General features: G+C 56.3%; 17 protein-coding genes. 4 read left to right on the top strand and 13 right to left on the bottom strand.

From position 1 onward, the window contains the following. Positions 1-120: 120 nt before the first annotated feature. The 7 genes from OSH09_RS01560 to clpS form a co-directional block, all read right to left on the bottom strand. Positions 121-1,278, bottom strand: a complete 1,158-nt coding sequence (locus OSH09_RS01560) for a branched-chain amino acid ABC transporter substrate-binding protein (protein WP_207873978.1) — start codon at positions 1,276-1,278, stop codon at positions 121-123. A 129-nt stretch (positions 1,279-1,407) separates the two neighbouring features. Then, positions 1,408-5,181 carry a trifunctional transcriptional regulator/proline dehydrogenase/L-glutamate gamma-semialdehyde dehydrogenase gene (gene putA / locus OSH09_RS01555; RefSeq protein ID WP_266119932.1) on the bottom strand — a complete coding sequence of 1,258 codons (3,774 nt, stop codon included), beginning with the start codon at positions 5,179-5,181 and terminating at the stop codon, positions 1,408-1,410. Positions 5,182-5,292: 111 nt separating this feature from the next. Continuing rightward, a complete protein-coding gene (locus tag OSH09_RS01550) occupies positions 5,293-5,907 on the bottom strand; it encodes a PqiC family protein (RefSeq protein ID WP_266119931.1) in 615 nt (204 codons plus the stop codon). Continuing rightward, complete coding sequence (locus OSH09_RS01545; RefSeq protein WP_266119930.1) at positions 5,904-7,556, bottom strand: PqiB family protein; 1,653 nt, start codon at positions 7,554-7,556, stop codon at positions 5,904-5,906. Before OSH09_RS01545 ends, OSH09_RS01550 begins: the two co-directional genes overlap by 4 nt. A 10-nt stretch (positions 7,557-7,566) precedes the next feature. Further along, positions 7,567-8,856, bottom strand: coding sequence for a paraquat-inducible protein A (locus OSH09_RS01540; protein WP_266119929.1), 1,290 nt, complete (start codon positions 8,854-8,856; stop codon positions 7,567-7,569). 3 nt (positions 8,857-8,859) lie between these two features. Continuing rightward, positions 8,860-11,181: an ATP-dependent Clp protease ATP-binding subunit ClpA gene (gene clpA, locus OSH09_RS01535; protein WP_207873974.1), complete on the bottom strand. Its 2,322-nt coding sequence runs from the start codon at positions 11,179-11,181 to the stop codon at positions 8,860-8,862. A gap of 93 nt (positions 11,182-11,274) precedes the next feature. Then, the gene (gene clpS, locus OSH09_RS01530; RefSeq protein ID WP_189393176.1) at positions 11,275-11,598 is read right to left on the bottom strand and encodes an ATP-dependent Clp protease adapter ClpS; all 324 of its coding nucleotides are present in this window, start codon (positions 11,596-11,598) and stop codon (positions 11,275-11,277) included. 165 nt (positions 11,599-11,763) lie between these two features. Here clpS and OSH09_RS01525 point away from each other — a divergent pair, with 165 nt between their 5' ends. Together OSH09_RS01525 and OSH09_RS01520 are read left to right on the top strand one after the other, a co-directional pair. Then, a complete protein-coding gene (locus OSH09_RS01525; protein ID WP_207873973.1) occupies positions 11,764-12,009 on the top strand; it encodes a cold-shock protein in 246 nt (81 codons plus the stop codon). Between the two features lie 44 nt (positions 12,010-12,053). Beyond that, positions 12,054-12,524: a DUF192 domain-containing protein gene (locus OSH09_RS01520; protein ID WP_266119928.1), complete on the top strand. Its 471-nt coding sequence runs from the start codon at positions 12,054-12,056 to the stop codon at positions 12,522-12,524. On the opposite strand, the gene pcaF is transcribed toward OSH09_RS01520, so the two are convergent. Next, complete coding sequence (pcaF, locus tag OSH09_RS01515) at positions 12,525-13,730, bottom strand: 3-oxoadipyl-CoA thiolase (protein ID WP_207873971.1); 1,206 nt, start codon at positions 13,728-13,730, stop codon at positions 12,525-12,527. Between the two features lie 469 nt (positions 13,731-14,199). Between pcaF and OSH09_RS01510 the strand changes: the two genes are divergently transcribed. Continuing rightward, complete coding sequence (locus OSH09_RS01510) at positions 14,200-15,189, top strand: AraC family transcriptional regulator (RefSeq protein ID WP_266119927.1); 990 nt, start codon at positions 14,200-14,202, stop codon at positions 15,187-15,189. Positions 15,190-15,241: 52 nt separating this feature from the next. Here the strand turns inward: OSH09_RS01510 and OSH09_RS01505 are convergent, their stop codons facing one another. The 4 genes from OSH09_RS01505 to OSH09_RS01490 form a co-directional block, all read right to left on the bottom strand. Next, on the bottom strand, positions 15,242-16,006 hold the full coding sequence (locus OSH09_RS01505) for a transporter (protein ID WP_266119926.1): 765 nt from the start codon (positions 16,004-16,006) through the stop codon (positions 15,242-15,244). A gap of 88 nt (positions 16,007-16,094) precedes the next feature. Beyond that, positions 16,095-16,892 (bottom strand): hypothetical protein, encoded by a 798-nt coding sequence (locus OSH09_RS01500; protein WP_266119925.1) that lies wholly within the window; start codon positions 16,890-16,892, stop codon positions 16,095-16,097. A 107-nt stretch (positions 16,893-16,999) separates the two neighbouring features. Further along, positions 17,000-17,827 carry an acid phosphatase gene (locus OSH09_RS01495; protein ID WP_266119924.1) on the bottom strand — a complete coding sequence of 276 codons (828 nt, stop codon included), beginning with the start codon at positions 17,825-17,827 and terminating at the stop codon, positions 17,000-17,002. A gap of 14 nt (positions 17,828-17,841) precedes the next feature. Beyond that, a complete protein-coding gene (locus tag OSH09_RS01490; protein WP_266119923.1) occupies positions 17,842-18,876 on the bottom strand; it encodes a DUF1254 domain-containing protein in 1,035 nt (344 codons plus the stop codon). Positions 18,877-19,090: 214 nt separating this feature from the next. Here OSH09_RS01490 and bfr point away from each other — a divergent pair, with 214 nt between their 5' ends. Further along, positions 19,091-19,555, top strand: a complete 465-nt coding sequence (gene bfr / locus OSH09_RS01485) for a bacterioferritin (RefSeq protein ID WP_207873967.1) — start codon at positions 19,091-19,093, stop codon at positions 19,553-19,555. 141 nt (positions 19,556-19,696) lie between these two features. Here the strand turns inward: bfr and sodB are convergent, their stop codons facing one another. Next, entirely contained in the window at positions 19,697-20,275 is a 579-nt protein-coding gene (sodB, locus tag OSH09_RS01480; protein WP_207873966.1) for a superoxide dismutase, read from the bottom strand. Between the last annotated feature and the right edge of the window lie 37 nt (positions 20,276-20,312).

The raw sequence follows: 20,312 nt of genomic DNA, 5'->3' as shown, positions 1-20,312 counted from the left end.
ACTCGTGGTCATTGCTCCTTGCCCTGGCGCACGGCGATAGAACAGGGAGCGTGGGCCTGCCAGCAGCAGGCCACGGTAAAGATGAGCCCCGAAGGGCTCAAACTGCAGGATCAAGCGCGCTTAGTTCGCCTGGCTGACCATGGTTTTCACCATCGTCCATTTGCCATCTTTAACTTCGTAGATGGTGACGGCGATTTCTTTCAGGTCGCCGTTCTGGTCGTAGGCAATGTTGCTGCTGGTAGCGCCATTGCGTTTGATACCAGCCAGCTTGGGCAGGTAGTCCTCAGCTTTGGAAGAACCGGCTTCTTTCATGGCGGTGATCATGTTCCAGGCACCGTCATAAGCGTAAGGCGCGTAGACACCGGGATCAGCCTTGAAGCGGGCCTGGTAGTCTTTGGCGAACTTCTCGCCAGCCGCCATCGTGGACAAAGGAACGCCAGCCAGGGAGGCGTATGTGCCATCAGCAGCGGCACCGGCCAGACGCAGGAAGGTGTCGCTACGGGTCATCTCACCCGAAACCAGCGGTGCCTTGATGTCCAGCGTCTGCATCTGACGCTTCATGGGGCCAGACTGGGCATCCAGACCACCAAAGAAGATGGCATCAGGCTGTTTGGATTTGATGTTGGTCAGAATGGAGGTGAAGTCGTTGGCTTTGTCCGTGGTGTATTCACGGGCCACGATCTGGCCACCTGCTTTTTCTACCGCACGGGCAACCTGGTCGGTCAGACCCTGGCCGTATGCGGTACGGTCATCGATCAGGGCCACTTTCTTGGCCGCCAGATCCTTGACGATGAACTGGCCCACAGCCGCACCTTGCTGAGTGTCGCTGGTCATCATGCGGAAGGTGTTGTCGTAACCTTGCTGGGTGTACTCAGGCGAGGTCGCCATGGCGATCTGAGGGATACCCGCGTCGTTGTACACACGCGAAGCAGGAATGGTGGTGCCCGAGTTGAAGTGGCCCAAAATGCCATCAACGCCGTCGTCCACAATTTGCTGAGCAACCTGAACCGCCGTACGTGGGTCAGCCTGATCATCCTTGGCCACCAGTTCAAAGCGGGCGGTTGCGCCATCAATTTCAATTTTCTGGGCATTGGCCTCTTCCAGGGCCAGCACCAGACCATTGCGCATGTCTTCACCGTAGTGAGCTTGCGGGCCCGTCAAGGGAGCCGAAAAGCCCAGCTTGATTACCTTGTCAGCGGCCAAGGCGGGGCTAGCCGCCAGTGCACCGAAAACCGCTGTCGAAACCAAGGCCAATTTAAAGGTCGTGATGGACTGCATATTGTTCTCCTTCGTTTTTTAATATAGCCGCGCTACAAGTCGGCCCTTGCCGTGAGAATGAACGCAGGGCCGCCGCTCCAGGTGAAATGTGCGACCAAACGTGTGCATAGAAACGGGTGCCATTTGATATCAACCCACCATCATCAAACTGGCATTACCCCCGGCTGCCGCCGTATTGGTACTGACCGAGACTTCGCGCAGCAAACGCTCGACCACGTATGCCGCGCCCCCCTCCAATTCCTGCGTTAACAGCCCCTGGACCCCAACGATAGGGCCACGGCGTTCAGCCACTTGACCCAGTACTTGCCGGAGTTCGTCGCTGTCGCCTTCAAACAAAACAGCATCATAATCTGCCTCACCCAAATCGGACATGGTGATTTGTTCGGCAGGTGCATCTTGCCAGTTACCCAGACCCAAACGATCCAGCAGAATGGCCTGGTTCCCACTGCGTGCGCAGGCTTCGCGCTGAGCCTGCCAACCGTGCACACTAACAGGCATGCACAGGACGCGACCTCGTGGGTGCAACTGATAAATATTGGCCTCGCCCGTTGGGCCGGGCAATACAGCACCCTGCTCTTGCCAGCCTTGCAGTGGCAAGTTCTGGGGGCAACGGCTTAACAGACGGCGCAGGTACAAAGGGCCGCCCGCTTTGGGGCCAGTACCCGACAAGCCCTCACCACCAAAAGGCTGTACACCTACAACGGCACCAACCATATTGCGGTTCACGTACACATTACCGGCATGGATGCGGGAAACCACGCGCTGCACGGTTTCGTCCAGACGGGTGTGAACGCCGAAGGTCAGGCCATAGCCACGCTCGTTGATCTGATCGATCAGGCTATCCAGCTCGCTACGCTTGAAGCGCATCACATGCAGCACAGGACCGAAGATCTCGCGTTCCAGGTCTTTAACCTGTTCAATCTCGATAATCGTGGGTAGGACAAAGGTGCCGATCAGGCTGCGGCTTTGCTCGCTTTGCGTCACACGGAAGCCCGCGCTGCGCATGCTCGTGATGTGCTCTTCAATTCCGGCACGGGCTTCTTCATCAATCACCGGGCCTACGTCAGTACTGAGCAGATCAGGGTTGCCCACGCTCAACTCTTGCATGGCGCCGTTGAGCATCGTCAGCACACGCTCGGCAACGTCTTCCTGAATACACAGCAAACGCAATGCCGAACAGCGCTGTCCTGCAGAGTCAAAGGCCGAGTTCAGCACGTCAAACACCACCTGCTCGGGCAAGGCCGAGCTGTCGACCACCATGGCATTCAGCCCCCCCGTCTCAGCGATCAGGGGAACGGCTTGTCCTTCTGCGGTCAAGCGTGTGGCCAATTGGCGGTTCAATCCCATTGCCACGGCGGTAGAGCCGGTAAACATGACGGCATTGACCTGCTCGCTGGCAGCCAACGGGGCCCCTACGGAGGGACCATCACCGGGCAAGAGCTGCAAGGCACCGGGGGCAATCCCGGCCTTGTGCAACAGTTCCACCGCAGCCGCAGCAATCAGGCAAGTCTGTTCAGCCGGTTTGGCCAGGACGACATTACCGGCCGCCAGGGCTGCCGACACTTGGCCCAGGAAAATAGCCAGCGGGAAGTTCCAGGGGCTGATACACAGCACCACACCCACTGGACGGTATTCATCATTATCAAAATCACGCTGAACTTGCCCGGCGTAGTAACGCAGGAAGTCCACAGCTTCGCGCACCTCGGCAATGGCATTGGCGTAGGACTTGCCTGCTTCACGCACCAGCAAGCCCATCAAATCCTGCATATGGTCTTCCAGCAGTTGGGCGGCCTGTTGCAAGGCTGCCGCGCGCTCTTCGACTGGCGTGGCTTGCCAGATCGGCGCGTAATGCGTCGCGGCTTCCAGAGCCTGCTCAACATCCTGAGCGGTGGCGTACATAACCTGCCCCACCACATCCTGATGATTCGCCGGATTGCGCACGATGATTGCCCGCGACTCGTCCCAGACCGGACTACCCTGCCCCAGGATGGGCTGAGCCTGACGCGGCAAGGCGGCAGTTTGCATCAAGGTCGCGGCCAGGGAACCCAAGCGATGCTCGTTGCTTAAATCCAGACCGGCAGAGTTCATACGTTGCTCGGCGTCCCAGTACAACTGACGCGGCAGCGGGATCTTGTCGTGCGGACGGCCCAACGGCTGCAGACTCAAGGCCTGAGCGACAGGATCAGCAATCAACTGATCCATATCCACATCGGCATCACCAATCTGATTCACGAAGGAGGTATTCGCACCGTTTTCCAGCAGGCGACGCACCAGATATGCCAGCAAGGTTTCATGCGAACCCACAGGTGCATAAATACGGCAAGGACGATTCAGCTTGCCATCTTTGATAGGGCCGACAACTTCGTCGTACAAGTCTTCACCCATGCCATGCAGGCACTGGAATTCGTATTGACCGGTGTAATAATTCTGACCCGCCATCACGTAAATAGCGGCCAAGGTTTGTGCGTTATGCGTCGCAAACTGCGGGTACACCGCTTCGGGCGCCTGCAAGAGTTTACGGGCGCAGGCCAGGTAAGACACATCGGTATGTACTTTGCGGGTGTAGACCGGATAGTCTTCGAGACCATCGACCTGGGCACGTTTGATTTCCGAATCCCAGTACGCGCCTTTCACCAGACGCAGCATCAGGCGGTGCCCACTGCGACGAGCCAGATCAATCAGGTAATCGATCACAAAAGGGGCACGCTTTTGATAAGCCTGCACCACAAAACCAATACCGTTCCAGCCTGCCAGCGAGGGGTCGAAACACAGCTTGTCCAGCAGGTCCAGGGACACTTCCAGACGGTCGGCCTCTTCAGCATCAATATTCAGGCCCACATCGTAGTGGTGAGCCAATTGCGCCAAGGACAGCAGGCGTGGGAACAGCTCACGCATGACGCGATCACGCTGGGCGCGGCTATAGCGTGGGTGCAGCGCGGAGAGCTTGATGGAGATACCCGGACCTTCGTAAATCCCGCGTCCCTGGCTGGCACGGCCAATCGCGTGGATGGCCTGCTCATAAGACTGGTAATAACGCTGCGCATCTTCGGCAGTCGTAGCCGCTTCGCCCAGCATGTCGTAGGAGTAACGGAAACCCTGTTCTTCAAATTTGCGACTGTTCGCCAGTGCGGAAGCAATGGTTTGCCCCGTCACGAACTGCTCGCCCATCATGCGCATGGCAACGTCCACGCCTTTGCGGATCAAAGGCTCACCGCCCTTGCCGATCATGCGGGTCAAGGCTGAGGACAGATTCTTTTCGCTATTCACACTGACCAGACGACCCGTCAGCATCAAGCCCCAGGTGGCGGCATTCACAAACAGCGAGGGCGACTCGCCCATGTGGGCACGCCAGTCGCCATGACTGATTTTGTCGCGGATCAGGGCATCGCGTGTGGCACGGTCGGGGATACGCAACAAGGCTTCGGCCAGACACATCAGGGCCACGCCTTCCTGGCTGGACAAAGAGAACTCTTGAATCAGGCCTTCCACGCCACCGCCACGGCGCTTGGCGCGCAGGGCTTTTACCAGACGAGCGGCCAACTCCTGTGCACGTGCACTTTGCGAGGAACGCGCTGCGCTCAGCAGCAAAGGCAAACAGTCGGTTTCTGGACGACGGTAGGCCGCGGTGATCGCGGCACGCAACACGCTTTGCGGTTGTACGTCCTGAGCAAAGCCATAAAACGGGATGGCGGGCATCAGCACACCGTCTTCAGGAACCTCAGCATCGCCCCCGCTGAGCAAAGCCAATTCACTGGGCAATACACCGCGCTCTATCCCTTCAATGTAGGAGAGCAAGGCCTGCTTATGCAGCCAATGCGGTGTGCACTGCAACTGATCTGCCGCACGCCGCAGACGCTCGCGCAGTTCTATATCGACTTTAATCCCTAAGGTTGTGCTCGCCATGCTTCTTATCCCGGTTACGCTTTGTTGACTGCGATAAGCCGAAATAATACTGACGGTTAACCCAAATCTGTATTCAGGTTAACCCGGACAAGAAAAAGTTAACTTTAGAGGTTAACTCGTGCAGAGCATGGCCTTGCTCAAGTTTGCCGGAACGGGTCTGCCTTGCATTTGCGCGGCCAAGGCGTCTGCCCAGCGTTGCTGCAATTGGCGATGCGCCTGGACCAGCTCGGGCACACTAGCAGCCGGTTCCGAATCCAGCCAGCGGCACTGCTGGGTTTTAGCGCTAAAGCCCACCGGGCTTAAGGTCCAGCTCAGTTCCAGGGTGGCGCGTTCACCATAAACGGACTCAAAACGCTGCACCAGAACATCAATTTGCCAAAGCGGTGTTTTGGCCGCGGCATTGGCCAGTTGAGGTACACCCAAGCGATCCTGCAAGCCTGACACCAAAGCCAGGGACATCTCATCGGGCAAAGGCGACGCCCACTGACTATCGTTAAGCAGCTTGACCTGCCCACCCTCCGCCTGTGTCAGCACAAAGGATCGACGATCCAACTGGGCAGGCACATCCATACGACGCAATTGAAAGCCCTTCCAGGCTTGGGCGGTCGGAGCCGCCACCGCCGGTGCTGCGCTGGACGCTTGCAAGGTGTAGTACGTTGGCGTGGTCGAAGCACAGGCCGTCAGCACAGCGGTCAGTACCACGGGAATCAAGAAACGGGACATCATGGCGCAGGCTCCGGCAGCACGTCAGGGGAACGACCTCGCAACACCGCCGAGGGCTGGCTTTGCAAGGTATCGCTTAAATCACGCAAGGATCGCAGGGAGCGTTTCAACTCGCTCAAGGTTTGATCCACAGAGGTGTTGAAAGAAGAATCCGAATCCAGCATGGCACCCAGTTTCTGGACTGCCGCGTCCATGGACTTCAGGGCACCATTAAGGTGTGGCACCGTCGTCTTGTCCAGTTGCTTGAGCACCTGACCCAGCTCGCTCAAACCGCTTTGCAGATTCTTACCGATCTGGTCGAACGGAATCGCAGAAATCTTGGTGACGATATCGCTGACTTGTTCTTGCAGACGGTCAAAATCACCGGCAATCACAGGCACGATCAAAGGTTTGGCGTTTTCATCAAAGTCAGCGTCAGGAGCCTTGTCGAAGAACTCCAGGGCAATGTATTGCTGGCCGGTAATCAGGCTGGCAGGACGCAACTGACCGCGCAGGCCACGTTCGACCATAGGCTTGAACAAGGCAATGACAGGATCTTTTTCATCCGACTGACTCTGTACCACCCGCTCGTACAAACGACCAAAGCGCTGCGGATAGATGCGGGCTTTGACCAGAGCAAAGAAGCGTTTGCGCTCGAAGTCGAACTCCAGATCGACGTCGTACACCTGACCCAGCTCAAGCCCCCGGAATTCCACCTTGGAGCCCGGCACCAGACCCCGCACCGATTGATGGAAGTGGAATCGCAGCTCAACAGCGGGGCCATCCGGCTCGGCCATCGCGCGTTCCTCGGTGGGGAAAAGCTCGTACTGCGCATCCGCAACCGCCACTTCCGTAGGCTCACCTTCCATCTGATCAAAGGCCAGGCCCCCTGCCAGGGCAGAGACCAAAGAGTGAGTACGCACATTAAAGCCAGTGGAATCCAAGGACATATTGACGCCGCTGACGTTCCAGAAGCGCGACCCTTGAGTCACGAACTTATCGTTGGGGGCATCCACAAATACCTGCACGCGTACGCCATCGCCTTCGTCATTCAACTCGTAGCTACTGACCTGCCCCACCTGAATTCCCTTGTAGTACAGGGGCGAGCCCAGATCCAGAGAACCCAAAGCGGGCGCTGTCAGCACATAACGCTTACCGGCACGGCCACTGATAACCTCAGGCGGACTTTCCAAACCGACAAACTCCAATTGCTCGGACTTTTTATCGACCTCGAACGGCGCATCCACACCGATATAAACGCCGGACAACAAGGTGCCCAGGCCAGACACACCACTCAAGCCCAGGCGCGGACGTACAACCCAAAATCGGGTGTCTTCCTGCGTGATGAACTCTGAACCATCGCGCTCCAACTGTGCCGTCACCAACACACCTTTACGGTCAGGAGTGACTTGAATGTCGGAGATCGTGCCCACATCCACTTCTCGATAGCGCAACTTGGTTTGATCCACCGCCAGCCCCTCGGCCGAGTCAAAACTGATCGTGATACGCGGCCCGGTCAACATCCAGTTACGCAGCACCAAGGACGCCCCCACCAGGGCGGCGGCAATGGGCAAGATCCAGATCCAGGAAAAACGGGATCGCTGAGAGGGAATCAGCCTGGGCTGTGCAGGCTCGGGCTGAGCATCAGGCGGATTAATGGTTGAATCGTGCACCTTGTTTCCTTCAGGAAGTCGCCTGCGAGGCAGGCCGAGACGGCTTATGTTGCGGTTCTACTGTGTTTTCTTGATCGTTATTCTGATCCCAGCCGTGGCGCGGATCGTAGCTGATCGCGGCCAACATGGTCAGGACCACCACGATGCCAAAGCTCAGCGCTCCTGCACCCGGAATAATCTGTGACAAACCAGGGAAATTGGCCAGCGCCGCCATCAGAACTACGACGAACACATCCAGCATAGACCACTGTCCAATCAGCTCGACCATATCGTAAATTCGATTACGCTGGCGCTGCACGCCATTTCCGCGCCAACGACGCCCCAGAAGCAGGACCATCAAGGCCAGAAGCTTGGTAATCGGGACGACGATACTGGCGATAAAAACGATCAGAGCCAAGTCCCAGGAGCCCAACTGCCAAAGTTCAATAACCCCGCCCAAAATCGTATGCGCACTGTTACCCACGATGCTGCGCAGCTCCATCACTGGCAGGACGTTGGCTGGGATATAAAAGACGCAAGCCGTCGCTACCAAAGCGGCTACGCGTGCGCGGCTATTGGGTTTACGCTTGTGCACCGTAGCACCGCAGCGATCACAGTGCTGGTTTTGACTGGACTGCAGAAAACCGCAGTGCGAACAGGCCGTCCAGGCTGGGTTTTCTTTCAGGTCTTGCTTTGTGGCGACAGGAACTAGGTCACGGTCCTCTGCCCAATGCCACAGGCGGTGTGCCGTGATACGGCTCAAGCCGGTCAGCAGAAAGGTCAGCGCAAAGAAGGCATACATGCCCGGCGCCATTGTTAAATGCCCCATCCCGGCAAACTTCACAATGGCAACCAACAGGCCCAGGAACAGGACAGCCGTCATGGACCAATGCCCCAGATGTCCCAATACACGCAGGCCGAAGCCAAAATCACCCGGCAAAGGACGTCCACGCGCCAGCAGGCCCAAGGCCCAGAACTGGAAAATCAATTGAAAGAGGGGCAGCCAGAAACCCACCAGCCCTGCCATCACGGACAGGCTCCAATGCCCCTGCTGCCAGATCAGCAACAAGGCTTTGGGAAAGGTGGGCGACACTGTTTTACCCGCCATACTGAGATGGACAACGGGAAACAGATTGGCAATCAGAAAAAGAATGAACACCGCCAGAACCAGCGCTTGCCATTCGCGAGGCGAGAAGCGGCTGTGACGGTAAAGTTCATTATCGCAGCGTGCACAACGAGCGAGCCCCGCTCCTTGAGCGGGGACTCTCTCATGTACGGTGTCACAGTGCGTACAGACGATTAAGGGGCGCGATGCCCTCACGGCTTAGTCGACTAATTCCGGCTCGGGACGCGACGAGGTTTTGCTACCGGGCTCATCAGGTCCAGAAGATGGATATTCCAGTACAACCTCACCGTTCTCGTCCAGATCCACTTCGACCTGACCGCCATCGACCAGACGGCCAAACAACAGCTCGTCTGCCAAGGCACGGCGGATCGTGTCCTGAATAAGCCTGTGCATAGGACGGGCACCCATGGCAGGATCAAAGCCCTTGGCCGCCAGATGCTCGCGCAAGGCATCCGAGAAGGACACTTCAACGCGCTTCTCGTGCAACTGGTTTTCAAGTTGCATCAGGAACTTGTCGACGACGCGCAGGATGATGTCACGCGACAGGGACTTGAAGCCAATGATCGCATCCAGACGGTTGCGGAACTCCGGCGAGAAGTGACGCTTGATATCCTGCATTTCATCACCCGAGCGCTGAGGCTGGGTAAAGCCAATGCTGGTTTTGTTCAACGCCTCAGCACCGGCATTGGTGGTCATGATCAGGATGACGTTGCGGAAATCTGCCTTGCGGCCGTTGTTATCCGTCAACGTGCCGTGATCCATCACCTGCAGCAGGATGTTGTAGACGTCGGGGTGCGCTTTCTCGATTTCGTCCAGCAGCAGCACGCAGTGCGGCTGTTTGGTTACGGCTTCGGTCAGCAAACCGCCCTGATCAAAACCGACATAGCCCGGAGGGGCACCGATCAGGCGCGACACAGTGTGGCGCTCCATGTACTCGGACATGTCAAAACGCAGCAGCTCTACGCCCAACACAAAGGCCAGTTGGCGAGCCACTTCGGTTTTACCCACGCCGGTCGGGCCGGAGAACAGGAAAGAACCAATGGGCTTGTCGGGCAGACCCAGACCGGAACGCGCCATCTTGATGGCAGCGGCCAAGGCGTCAATCGCGACATCCTGACCAAACACCACCGATTTCAGATCGCGAGCCAGGGTTGCCAGCTTATTGCGATCGTCGCTGGAAACCGTCTGAGGCGGAATGCGGGCAATGCGCGATACCGTTGCCTGAATGTCCGTTTTGCCAATGACCTTCTTCTGCTTGGAACGTGGCAGCAAACGCTGCGCTGCACCGGCCTCGTCGATAACGTCGATAGCCTTATCGGGCAGGAAACGGTCGTTGATGTAACGTGCGGACAGCTCGGCAGCCGCCGTCAAAGCAGCAGCGGAGTAACGTACGCCGTGGTGCTCCTCGAAATTGGCTTTCAGGCCACGCAGAATCTGGATGGTCTGCTCCACCGTTGGCTCGGCCACATCAATTTTCTGAAAGCGGCGCGACAAGGCGTGGTCTTTCTCGAAAATTCCGCGGTATTCCGAATAGGTGGTGGCACCCAGGCACTTGAGCTGACCGGAGGACAGCGCAGGCTTGAGCAGGTTGGACGCATCCAAGGTCCCGCCCGAAGCCGAACCGGCACCGATCAGGGTATGGATTTCGTCGATAAACAAAATTGATTGTGCAGTTTCCTTGAGCTGCTTGAGTACTGCTTTCAAGCGTTGCTCAAAGTCGCCTCGATACTTGGTACCGGCCAGCAAGGCACCCATATCCAGCGCGTAGACTCGGGCTTCGCTCAGGATATCCGGCACATCACCACGCTGAATGCGCAGGGCCAGGCCTTCGGCAATCGCGGTTTTACCCACGCCAGCCTCACCCACCAGCAAGGGATTATTCTTGCGGCGACGGCACAGGACCTGAATCACACGCTCCACTTCCTTCTCACGGCCAATCAAGGGGTCAATACGACCCAGGCTAGCTTCCGTGTTCAGGTCTGTGGCGTACAGATCCAGCGGGGATTTCTGGGCGTCCGAACGGGTATCCGCTTCGGCGGCAGCCGAGGCTTTGGGAGGTTCAGGCGCAGCAGGCTCGGGATTGGCTTTGGTGATGCCGTGCGAGAGGAAATTGACTACGTCCAGGCGCGAGACACCTTGTTGCTGCAAGTAATAAACAGCGTGCGAGTCTTTTTCCCCATACATCGCCACCAGAACATTGGCTCCGGAGACCACATTTTTGCCGGAGTTACTGGACGATACGTGCATGATGGCACGTTGGATAACACGCTGAAAACCCAGCGTGGGCTGGGTATCGACCTCGCCTTCGCCAGGGAAGGTGGGCGTGTTTTCGTTGATGAATTTACGCAAATTCTGGCGCAGTGCATCAATATCGGCAGCACATGCTTTCAACACCTCCAGGGTGGAGGCATTATCGAGCAGGGACAACAGCAGATGCTCTACCGTGATGAATTCATGGCGCGCGGCACGAGCCTCGACAAAGGCCATGTGTAGACTGACTTCAAGTTCTTCGGAGATCATGCTTCCTCCTACACGGCAAGAGTAAAACTAGGGGTTAGGACTATTCTATGACTAATTTGCCTGATCTGAACAATCCGGTAAACCATTAAATGGTCAAGCATCAGGCACCGGCTCCATCACACACTGCAAAGGGTGCTGTCGCGACTGCGCCAGTTGTCGCACAATTTCCACCTTGGTGGCCGCGATATCGCGGGGATACACCCCACAGACGGCCCTGCCCTCGTAATGTACTTTAAGCATAAGCTGTTCGGCCTGCTCGGGGGTCTTGGAAAAAACCCGCTCCAGTATATTCACCACGAACTCCATGGGCGTGTAGTCATCGTTCAGCAAGATGACCTGATACATGGGAGGTGGGGCAAGCCGCGCGGATTGGCGCTCTACCGTTGTGGCGCCTTGCTTATCGATCTCAATGGCCATAATACAGAACTAGGTGCTTTCCATAGGTTGACTGGGGGGAACAAAATTCAGCATCATCCGACTGATCGTGTCAACTTCACAAAAAAAAGTGAGGTGCCGCGATCACAGGCCCAGGGAGGGGTCGAAAAAAGTATCAACCATACACTAAGTTGAGAGGCAGCAAGCATGTCGGAAACTACCACCACCGCAGGCACTGGAGACAATCAAAAACTATCCGGGACCGTTAAGTGGTTCAATGACGCCAAGGGCTTTGGATTCATTACGCCCGATAACGGTGGCGAAGATCTCTTCGCTCATTTTTCATCCATCCAGATGAACGGGTTCAAGACCTTGAAAGAAGGCCAGAAAGTTCTATATGAAGTCGCCCAAGGCCCCAAAGGCAAGCAGGCACTCAATATTACTGCGCCTTAGTATCTCTTGCGCTCTCGATTCTAACAAAAGCAGGTTCGCAACACATGCAGTATCGCACTACGACTACGGGGCCTGCGCGCCCTGTTTTTTTTGCCTGTCTCCTGGCGGCTCTTTTTATCAGCGCTCCAGTCCAGGCGGATGAGACTCTGCCCACCCTGACACTGACCCTGGGTTCCAAAAAAATCCAGGCTGAAGTGGCAGATCGCGACGAGACTCGTGCTCAAGGCTTGATGCATCGAGAAAGCCTGGCTCCCGATCACGGCATGTTATTTGTATTCGAGCACACCGGAACGCCTTGCTTCTGGATGAAGAATACACCTTTGCCACTGGATATTGCCTTCCTTACCGAGGACGGTACGATCAGCAATATTGAAGCCATGCAGCCCTTTGATCTTCAGTCACACTGCCCGGTGCGACCTGTACGCTACGCCTTGGAGATGGAGCAAGGCTGGTTCAAGCAAGCAGGCAAACAGGCCGGTGAACGTATTACCGGCCTGCCTTCCCCGCGACCTTAGTTAGACGCGTTCCAGAATCAAGGCGACGCCCTGACCGACACCAATACACATGGTGCACAGGGCGTAGCGTCCGCCTGTACGGTGTAACTGGTTAATGGCGGCAATCGCCAGACGCGCACCGCTGGCACCCAATGGGTGACCCAGAGCAATCGCGCCCCCGTTCGGGTTCACGCGCGGATCGTTATCAGCCAGACCCAATATGCGAGTCACCGCCAGACCTTGCGCGGCGAAGGCTTCGTTCAACTCGATCACATCCATTTGATCCAGAGTCAGACCGGCCAAGGCCAGGACTTTCTGGCTGGCAGGTGCCGGGCCAATCCCCATGATGCGTGGTTCTACGCCGGCAAAGGCCATCGCCACGACACGAGCCCGTGGAGTCAGCCCTTGAGCTTCCACTGTTGCCTTGTTGGCGACCAGCAGCGCGCAAGCACCGTCGTTCACACCAGAGGCATTACCAGCCGTCACGGTGCCATCAGCACGCACGACAGGCTTCAGACGAGTCAGCGACTCCAGGGTGGTTGCACGAGGATGCTCGTCCTTGTCCACCACAATGGGATCGCCCTTGCGCTGGGGAATGATCACAGGAGTAATTTCTTCCGCCAGAATGCCCGCTTCCTGAGCCGCAGCCGCACGCAACTGGCTGTTCAAGGCAAACACGTCCTGGTCTTCACGGGACACATTGAACTGCTGAGCGACGTTTTCAGCCGTTTCAGGCATGGAGTCCACACCGTACTGCTCTTTCATCGCCTTATTGATGAAGCGCCAGCCAATCGTGGTGTCGTACACACCGGCGCTGCGGGAGAAAGCGGTTTCCGCCTTGCCCATTACAAAGGGAGCGCGGCTCATGCTTTCCACGCCACCGGCCAGGATGAACGAAGCGTCACCCGCACGAATGGCACGAGCAGCCGAACCAATTGCGTCCAGACCCGAACCGCACAAACGGTTCAAGGTGACACCGGGTACATCCACGGGCAGACCAGCCAGCAGCGCCGACATACGCGCCACGTTGCGGTTGTCCTCACCGGCCTGGTTGGCGCAACCGTACATTACGTCATCCAGCTTGGACCAATCGACTTGCGGATTGCGCTTGATCAGCGCGGCGATAGGTACTGCACCCAGGTCATCCGCCCTCACAGCGGACAGCGAACCGCCATAACGTCCGAAAGGCGTACGAATTGCGTCACAAATAAAGGCGTCCTGACTCATGAAAATCACCCCGATAACTTGAATAAAATCGCGCAAGAGCGCTATGAAACACGCTCAAAATAGACTGATTTGATAGTAGCGCTTGAGTACAGAGCGGGATTTACCCGCAGCAAGCGCTGTCCGCCACGCGGTCGATTTGCTTTTCTGTTTACGACAGGAAAGAACACGCTGCCGCCCACCCACCCAACCCAAAACCAGGCTGGCAATACCAAAGCACATCAAGCACCAGAGACTGAGAACCCAGACACTAAACAGAACTTTCGTGCTGGATTCAATCCTTATTTTTACTTGCTTGCGACTTTTAGATACGCTCCGCTACACTCTACGGCAGATAAACAGGTCATCGCGCCCTTTTGCAGAACACACCGCCAACAATAAGCTGCATCCGGCACACGTCATATCAAGACCTTATGCTCCTGGCATCAAACTCGGCTCAGCGTATCACCTCCCTCTCTAGGTGTGCATGCCCATGACTACTACCACCGTACCCTGCATCAAGCTGCGGAGCATGCTGCAAATGGCTCCCTATCTGGCCATGCGCGGCGTATCCGTGCTGGAGTTTCTCCAGCGCATGGGCATTTCCAGCCATATTTTCCAAAGCCCTGATATTTGGCTCCCGCGCGCCGCCTGCTTTCGCATTGCCAATGAAATGGCTGCTATCGCCCAAGACCCATTCAGTGGCGCCTATGTAGGCCACCTGACTGAAATTCGCTCGCTAGGGGCATGGGGGGAGATGGTGATGCGCTCCGGCAATATCGCCCAGGCCTGTACCCTGGCGGCAACCCATGCCGCTATGCTGCACCAGGGCGGGGAAGTCAAAGTGGTGACAGAAGGCCGCCGCATCAAGATGATCCATCAGTTCACCGGCCAGTACGAGGCCGATCCGGAGCAGTTTATTCTGGGTAGCCTGACGGTGCTGCGCAAAGTCCCGCTCATGGCGGGCGCCCCCTCCTCGATTCGCGTCCATATCAAAGCGAACAGAAAGAAAGGCGATGACGCACTGGAAGAGTGCCTGGGCCCCGATATCATTACGGGGGCTCAATACAATATGATCGAATTTGATCGCGACTTGATGGAGCAGCCCCTCACCCACAAGCGCGACGAGGCCTGGAAAACCACGGAGGCCTTGCACTCCACCACCCGAACCGCCGATGAGCTCTTGCTGCATATCGCCGATCAGGAGCTCGCCAAGCTCGGGCCAATTTCAAAATCAGTAGGACTATCCGCCAGAACCTTGCAACGCAGGCTGAAATATTGCGGTTTGGATTTTGAGGAGCTTCGTGACGAAACCCGGCGCAACCAGGCCCTGCTTCTGATCACTAGCGGCCAATACACCGCCACAGAGATTGCCTATATGGTTGGCTATAGCGATCAGGCCCACTTCACCCGCGCCTTCAAGCGCTGGACAGGAAGCACGCCCTCCCGCTACCTCGGGTCAGAAACAGCTCACGGACATTAGGTGTGAGGGTGGACTTCGCTACACCCAACGCTGCGCCAAACCGAAAACTGGACTAGTTCGGGAACAGGAACGTCACCCCAGCCCGTACGCCCCAACCATTAGGCCCGTTATCCGGCGCGGTCGCCCAATAGCGTGCCCCCAATGAAAAGCTGACAGGCTGCGCCCCGATCTTCACCAGCTTCGAGACGGTAAAGTTCACCGGCACCGCCCACTCCTTGTCTTTCCAGTCATAGGAACTCTCCGTATCAACACCAAATGTCCAGGCAGTAGGCGTCGTGTGGGAGACGAAGGGTTGCACAAAGGTAGAGCTGACATCCTTGCGGTCCCGATTGCCTGCAAACGACCAAATATGATTGGTCAGCAAGCCATAGGTCCAGCCCCCTTCCTGTTTAAGCAGAACGGCACTGGGCCCTGCCCCCCATTTTTTTCCGCCCAACATGGAGTCTGTGGCTGAAGGCAGCAACAAGGCTGGCCCGGCCCCCCAGATCAAGCCGCTGGAACCCGGCTCTTTGGGAGACAGGAAAAAGCTTTGCGTAATATCCCCTAAACCGGACTGGCTACCCGACGCACCCACCATATTGTGCTGATCGATCACCGGCAAAATGGTTCGTGAGATCAGATTCCAATCCTGGCTGACCGAAATAGGAATAACCGGCTGGATATTCAATACGGAGCGATAACCTTTTTCAGAGCCATACCCCGAGTCGTAGTTATATTGAAAAGGCACGCTAATCATCGCCGCCACCGGGTTAGCCAATTGCTTGGCCAGCCCCGCCTCTTCCGCCTGACTGACACCCGCCAAACCCAGTGCGCTCATTACGAGCACCATGTGTCTATATTTCATGCCACCTCCCTGTTGTCGTTATGGCTTTACAAGAACGTCCCTGCTCTTTGTCAGGTCGTCCTTAGAATCGATACGTCAGCCCAAGGATCGGTCCTTTCTGGATGACATCAAATACAAACCCGTTCTTGCTGTAATCCACACCTTGCATGCGATAGCCCGCAGTCAAAGACAGATTTTTCTGAACTTCATATCCGAATCCGGCCGCCACATCCCAGTCCAGATCCGCTTGCCCGGCACCTATGGTTCCCCATGCCAACATATAGGCCTTATCCGTCAGGAAGTAATTGCCACGCAGGCCTGCCACGGCATCGACCCAAGTGGCACTGTCGCTGCGTTTTAGCCCATCCAAGGCACCGCCTTGAAAACGCATCGTGGTTTTGACATTCCAGACACGCGTTCCCAAGATCACGTCCAGATGGTCACGTCCGGACTGGTACACCGTGTAGCCACCCGCCAACAAGGCTGAAAAAGCCTCGGAAGTCACGCCCACCTTGTCGGCCAGCAGCCCTTGCGGTGTTGCGTTCTTTAATGAGGTCTTGGTATAGGACAGATCACCCAACATGCTGTACGGCCCACGTCGGGCTTCCACAATGCCCATAAAGGCAAAATCCAGTTCATTAAAAATCTGTCCGAAATCGGACTTCATGTCCGCCGGAGGCAAATTGAACTGCCCCGAGGTGCCCTGGATGCCTGCCATCCAAAAGTAAGGACTGACACTAAACTGCCAGGGCGACTCATCAGCCTGTGAGGCCATCGCCACCTGCACTGCAGTGCTAGGGTCCGATGTTTGCGCCAGCACCGTACCCGAGCTCAAGCCCAGCGCGACGGCCAAGACCGTTTGACTATATAAAACTCTCATTATTCCCCCCTCTGTGAGTCACTCCCCACTTGCTATGCGCGCACGCTTACCCAGACAGCGCTTGTTTGGCTGCCTGGATAACCAAAAGCGGAGGTGAATCGATACCCTTAGGACAGCGCGGCTAACTCTGCCACGCAATCAAGGGGCTCATTTCCTTGGGCTGCTTTCGCTTTTTCCAGCTCTTGTCGAGCGGCTTGAATATCCGCCTGAAAAGCCGCATCACTTTGAAGACGTGCAACGGTCGCCGCCCCCATGACCCGTCCTGCATCGACATCACTTTGCCAATGGGCGTTGCAAATCACCCGACTTTGACCAAAGGACAGCCCACGAGCCAGAAGCTCATTGCTGCGTTCAGGGCTAATTTGCGCCAGCACCAAAGCCCAGGCCCAACCCGCCGCGGTATGCCCGGAGGGGTAAGAGCCGTCATTGCGCAACAAGTCTTCGTCCCCCGGTGTGCAGGTGCCTTCCTGATGCAAAGCGAAAGGCCGGACTCGTTGATACTTGTTCTTCACCCCATAAGTGGACAAACCTGCATCCGTCAGCAAGCGCTGCATCATTTGGTAGATAACAGGCGTTGTGGACTCGTCGATCCGAACTCCCAAGGCACACGAGTAGTTTTGAGCGGGTCGGGGAAAAACCAAATCCGCATCCTGATGCGCGAGATCCCAGCGGGCAGACTTTTTCAGCGCCAAGGCCGCCTGGCGCGATTCCTCGTCACGCGCAAAGGCCGCACTGTCTTTAGCCGGTGGCGCGCCCAGAAGCATCAAGCTATCGGGCAGATCTGCCGGTTTCAAATAACCGGGCGCCAACTTGAAATGGGGATCGGTCACTTTGGCCGCAGGCTGAGCCTGGGCATGCACAGCCCCGGAGGCCAGCAAGCACAGGCCGCCCGCTACGCCCAACCAAGTCCGATGACACGTCATTGCGTTAAACATGCATGGCTCTCCGTTTAGGGGGTCAGGGGTTCAAGTTTGGGGAAGCTCCAGCGACCACTCAGGAACTCTTCGCCCGGTTGATACAGTCGAATGGTGAAATTCCAACCTGGAACAATGGGCAAACAATTAGCAACCTTGCCATCGCACGCACCAAACTGAATCACTACCTTGCCATCCGCCTGTTTCTTGGCAGTCAGGCTATTCAAGGAATAGGCATCGTAGGCATTTTTCTCAAAGTAGCCTTCTGCGTTGTAGACCGAGACTGACCAGAACGCTTTGACAGGAACTTCACCCACCGTCAGACGGTAGAAGGTTTTGCCGTCATTCACCGGTACATCCCCACCCAGATAGGTAGCGTCTTTGGCAGGATTCCCTCCCCAGCCCGTAGCTGTTCCGATCAAATGCTGGATAGGATCCACGTCGCCCTTGGGGCCGAAGGCTCGCTCGTAATGAGGGTTGCTATCACCCAGGACCAGCAAGGCATCACGGATTTTTTTCTGGCTGACTGCATCCCATTCAGGCACTACAAATTCGCCTACCTTGGCCTGCTTCACCTTGATGGCATCCTGCAAAACATGGACCTGATCCAGATCCTTGCGACTGTTCGGGTCAGCCAAGGTACGAATCAAGACAAAGACATAACGCGTGCCGATAGTTTCCTTGTCCAGGATGTAATCGCCTGCCGCGTAATTAAAGGAAGGAATAAAGTGGTCTTCGCTGACAACCTGCATCGACATATAGCGACCGCCCGCCTCGGGCAAGGTCACCGTGACCGGGCCTGCATCCAGATCAAACACAGCGGAGGAATACAAGGTATCGCGATTCATGCGAATCACGCTTTGAGCATCAACCGACACCGGCTCACGACTGTGGACAAAGCGCCCCAAGGCTCCATCTGCCACCATCTTTCCCATATACAGGTCAGATTCCGCACGGATGAAGTTGTCGACATTGACCGGTACGGCAGCATCAGAAGCCGATTGAGCCTGAACGGCACCCACAGTCGACAAGGCCAGGACCAGGCCACAAGCAGCGAAAGAATAGGACATAAAAACCCTTGAGCAGATGAGGAATTATTCTTTTTTCCTGCTCCCGAGCCTGATCATGAAGACAATCGGAAAGGGGTTGCACCGGGAGCCGGGAAATCACAACACAGACTGTATAAGAATGTTTCCACGCGGGCTTGCCATTTGGTGCCACAGAGAATCTGTCCTGATGGCCTATACTCTACAGCTGACATCTTCTTCATACAGGCGACTCATCATGCAAGGCAATCCAGAGGTCATTGACTATTTGAACCAATTGTTGCGTGGCGAACTTGCAGCGCGCGACCAGTACTTCATCCACTCCCGCTTCTACGAACATCTGGGTTTCACCCAGCTCTACGAGCGCATGAACCACGAAATGGAAGAAGAGACCCAGCACGCTGACGCCCTGATCCGTCGCATCCTGATGCTCGACGGTATTCCCGATATGCGCCCCAATGCATTTGAGCCCGGCAAGGACGTGGTCGGCATGTTGCGCAAGGACCTGGAGCTGGAATATGAGGTTCGCGCTGCGTTGCAAAAGGGCATTGAACTGGCCGAATCCGCCAGCGACTTTGTCACCCGCGACATTATTTTGGCCCAACTGCGCGACACGGAAGAAGACCACACTTATTGGCTGGAAAAGCAACTGGGCCTGATCGAAAAAGTGGGTCTGGAAAACTACCAGCAATCCCAAATGTAAGGTCTTCAGGCAAGACACATTGCAGCACAAGCCGGACAGGCTCCCGCGCTGCAAACACAAAAAAACCGCCAGCATTCATTGCATGGCGGTTTTTTTATTGCCGGGCAGCCCTCCAATGAGCGCTACCCTTAACTCAGGCGATTAACCCAGGTTCTTGGCGGCAAAGTCCCAGTTCACCAGGTTCCAGAAAATTTCCAGGTACTTGGGACGGGCATTGCGGTAGTCGATGTAGTAGGCGTGTTCCCACACATCACAGGTGATCAGGGCGACGTCATCGGAAGTCAGGGTCGTGCCAGCGTTGCTGGTGTTGACGATATCCAGGGAACCGTCGGCCTTTTTAACCAGCCAGGTCCAGCCCGAACCGAAGTTGCCAACGGCAGACTTGGTGAAAGCTTCTTTGAATGCATCAAAGCTGCCCCATTTGGCGTTGATGGCATCAGCCACTTTGCCAGTAGGAGCGCCGCCGCCGTTAGGGGACAGGCTGTTCCAGTAGAAAGTGTGGTTCCAAACCTGAGCAGCGTTGTTGAACACGCCACCGGAGGATTTCTTGACCACATCTTCCAGGGAAGCGTTTTCCAGCTCGGTGCCAGCAACCAGGTTGTTCAGGTTGGTGACGTAAGCTTGGTGGTGCTTGCCGTAGTGAAACTCCAGGGTTTCTTTGGAGATATGGGGCTCAAGAGCGTTGAGGTCGTAGGGAAGCGCTGGAAGAGTGAATGCCATTTCAATTCCTTCTAAAAAAAAACCGTGTTTGGTATCC

It is taken from the genome of Alcaligenes parafaecalis, assembly GCF_026344135.1.
Taxonomy (GTDB): Bacteria; Pseudomonadota; Gammaproteobacteria; order Burkholderiales; family Burkholderiaceae_B; genus Alcaligenes; species Alcaligenes parafaecalis.
This window is presented reverse-complemented; position numbering and strand designations above follow the sequence as displayed.

Excerpts from the sequence above, each read along its gene's own strand:
- OSH09_RS01560 (WP_207873978.1), bottom strand. The coding sequence starts at position 1,278 with ATGCAGTCCATCACGACCTTTAAATTGGCCTTGGTTTCGACAGCGGTT.
- putA (WP_266119932.1), bottom strand. The coding sequence starts at position 5,181 with ATGGCGAGCACAACCTTAGGGATTAAAGTCGATATAGAACTGCGCGAG.
- OSH09_RS01550 (WP_266119931.1), bottom strand. The coding sequence starts at position 5,907 with ATGATGTCCCGTTTCTTGATTCCCGTGGTACTGACCGCTGTGCTGACG.
- clpA (WP_207873974.1), bottom strand. The coding sequence starts at position 11,181 with ATGATCTCCGAAGAACTTGAAGTCAGTCTACACATGGCCTTTGTCGAG.
- clpS (WP_189393176.1), bottom strand. The coding sequence starts at position 11,598 with ATGGCCATTGAGATCGATAAGCAAGGCGCCACAACGGTAGAGCGCCAA.
- OSH09_RS01525 (WP_207873973.1), top strand. The coding sequence starts at position 11,764 with ATGTCGGAAACTACCACCACCGCAGGCACTGGAGACAATCAAAAACTA.
- OSH09_RS01520 (WP_266119928.1), top strand. The coding sequence starts at position 12,054 with ATGCAGTATCGCACTACGACTACGGGGCCTGCGCGCCCTGTTTTTTTT.
- pcaF (WP_207873971.1), bottom strand. The coding sequence starts at position 13,730 with ATGAGTCAGGACGCCTTTATTTGTGACGCAATTCGTACGCCTTTCGGA.
- OSH09_RS01510 (WP_266119927.1), top strand. The coding sequence starts at position 14,200 with ATGACTACTACCACCGTACCCTGCATCAAGCTGCGGAGCATGCTGCAA.
- OSH09_RS01505 (WP_266119926.1), bottom strand. The coding sequence starts at position 16,006 with ATGAGCGCACTGGGTTTGGCGGGTGTCAGTCAGGCGGAAGAGGCGGGG.
- OSH09_RS01500 (WP_266119925.1), bottom strand. The coding sequence starts at position 16,892 with ATGAGAGTTTTATATAGTCAAACGGTCTTGGCCGTCGCGCTGGGCTTG.
- OSH09_RS01495 (WP_266119924.1), bottom strand. The coding sequence starts at position 17,827 with ATGTTTAACGCAATGACGTGTCATCGGACTTGGTTGGGCGTAGCGGGC.
- OSH09_RS01490 (WP_266119923.1), bottom strand. The coding sequence starts at position 18,876 with ATGTCCTATTCTTTCGCTGCTTGTGGCCTGGTCCTGGCCTTGTCGACT.
- bfr (WP_207873967.1), top strand. The coding sequence starts at position 19,091 with ATGCAAGGCAATCCAGAGGTCATTGACTATTTGAACCAATTGTTGCGT.
- sodB (WP_207873966.1), bottom strand. The coding sequence starts at position 20,275 with ATGGCATTCACTCTTCCAGCGCTTCCCTACGACCTCAACGCTCTTGAG.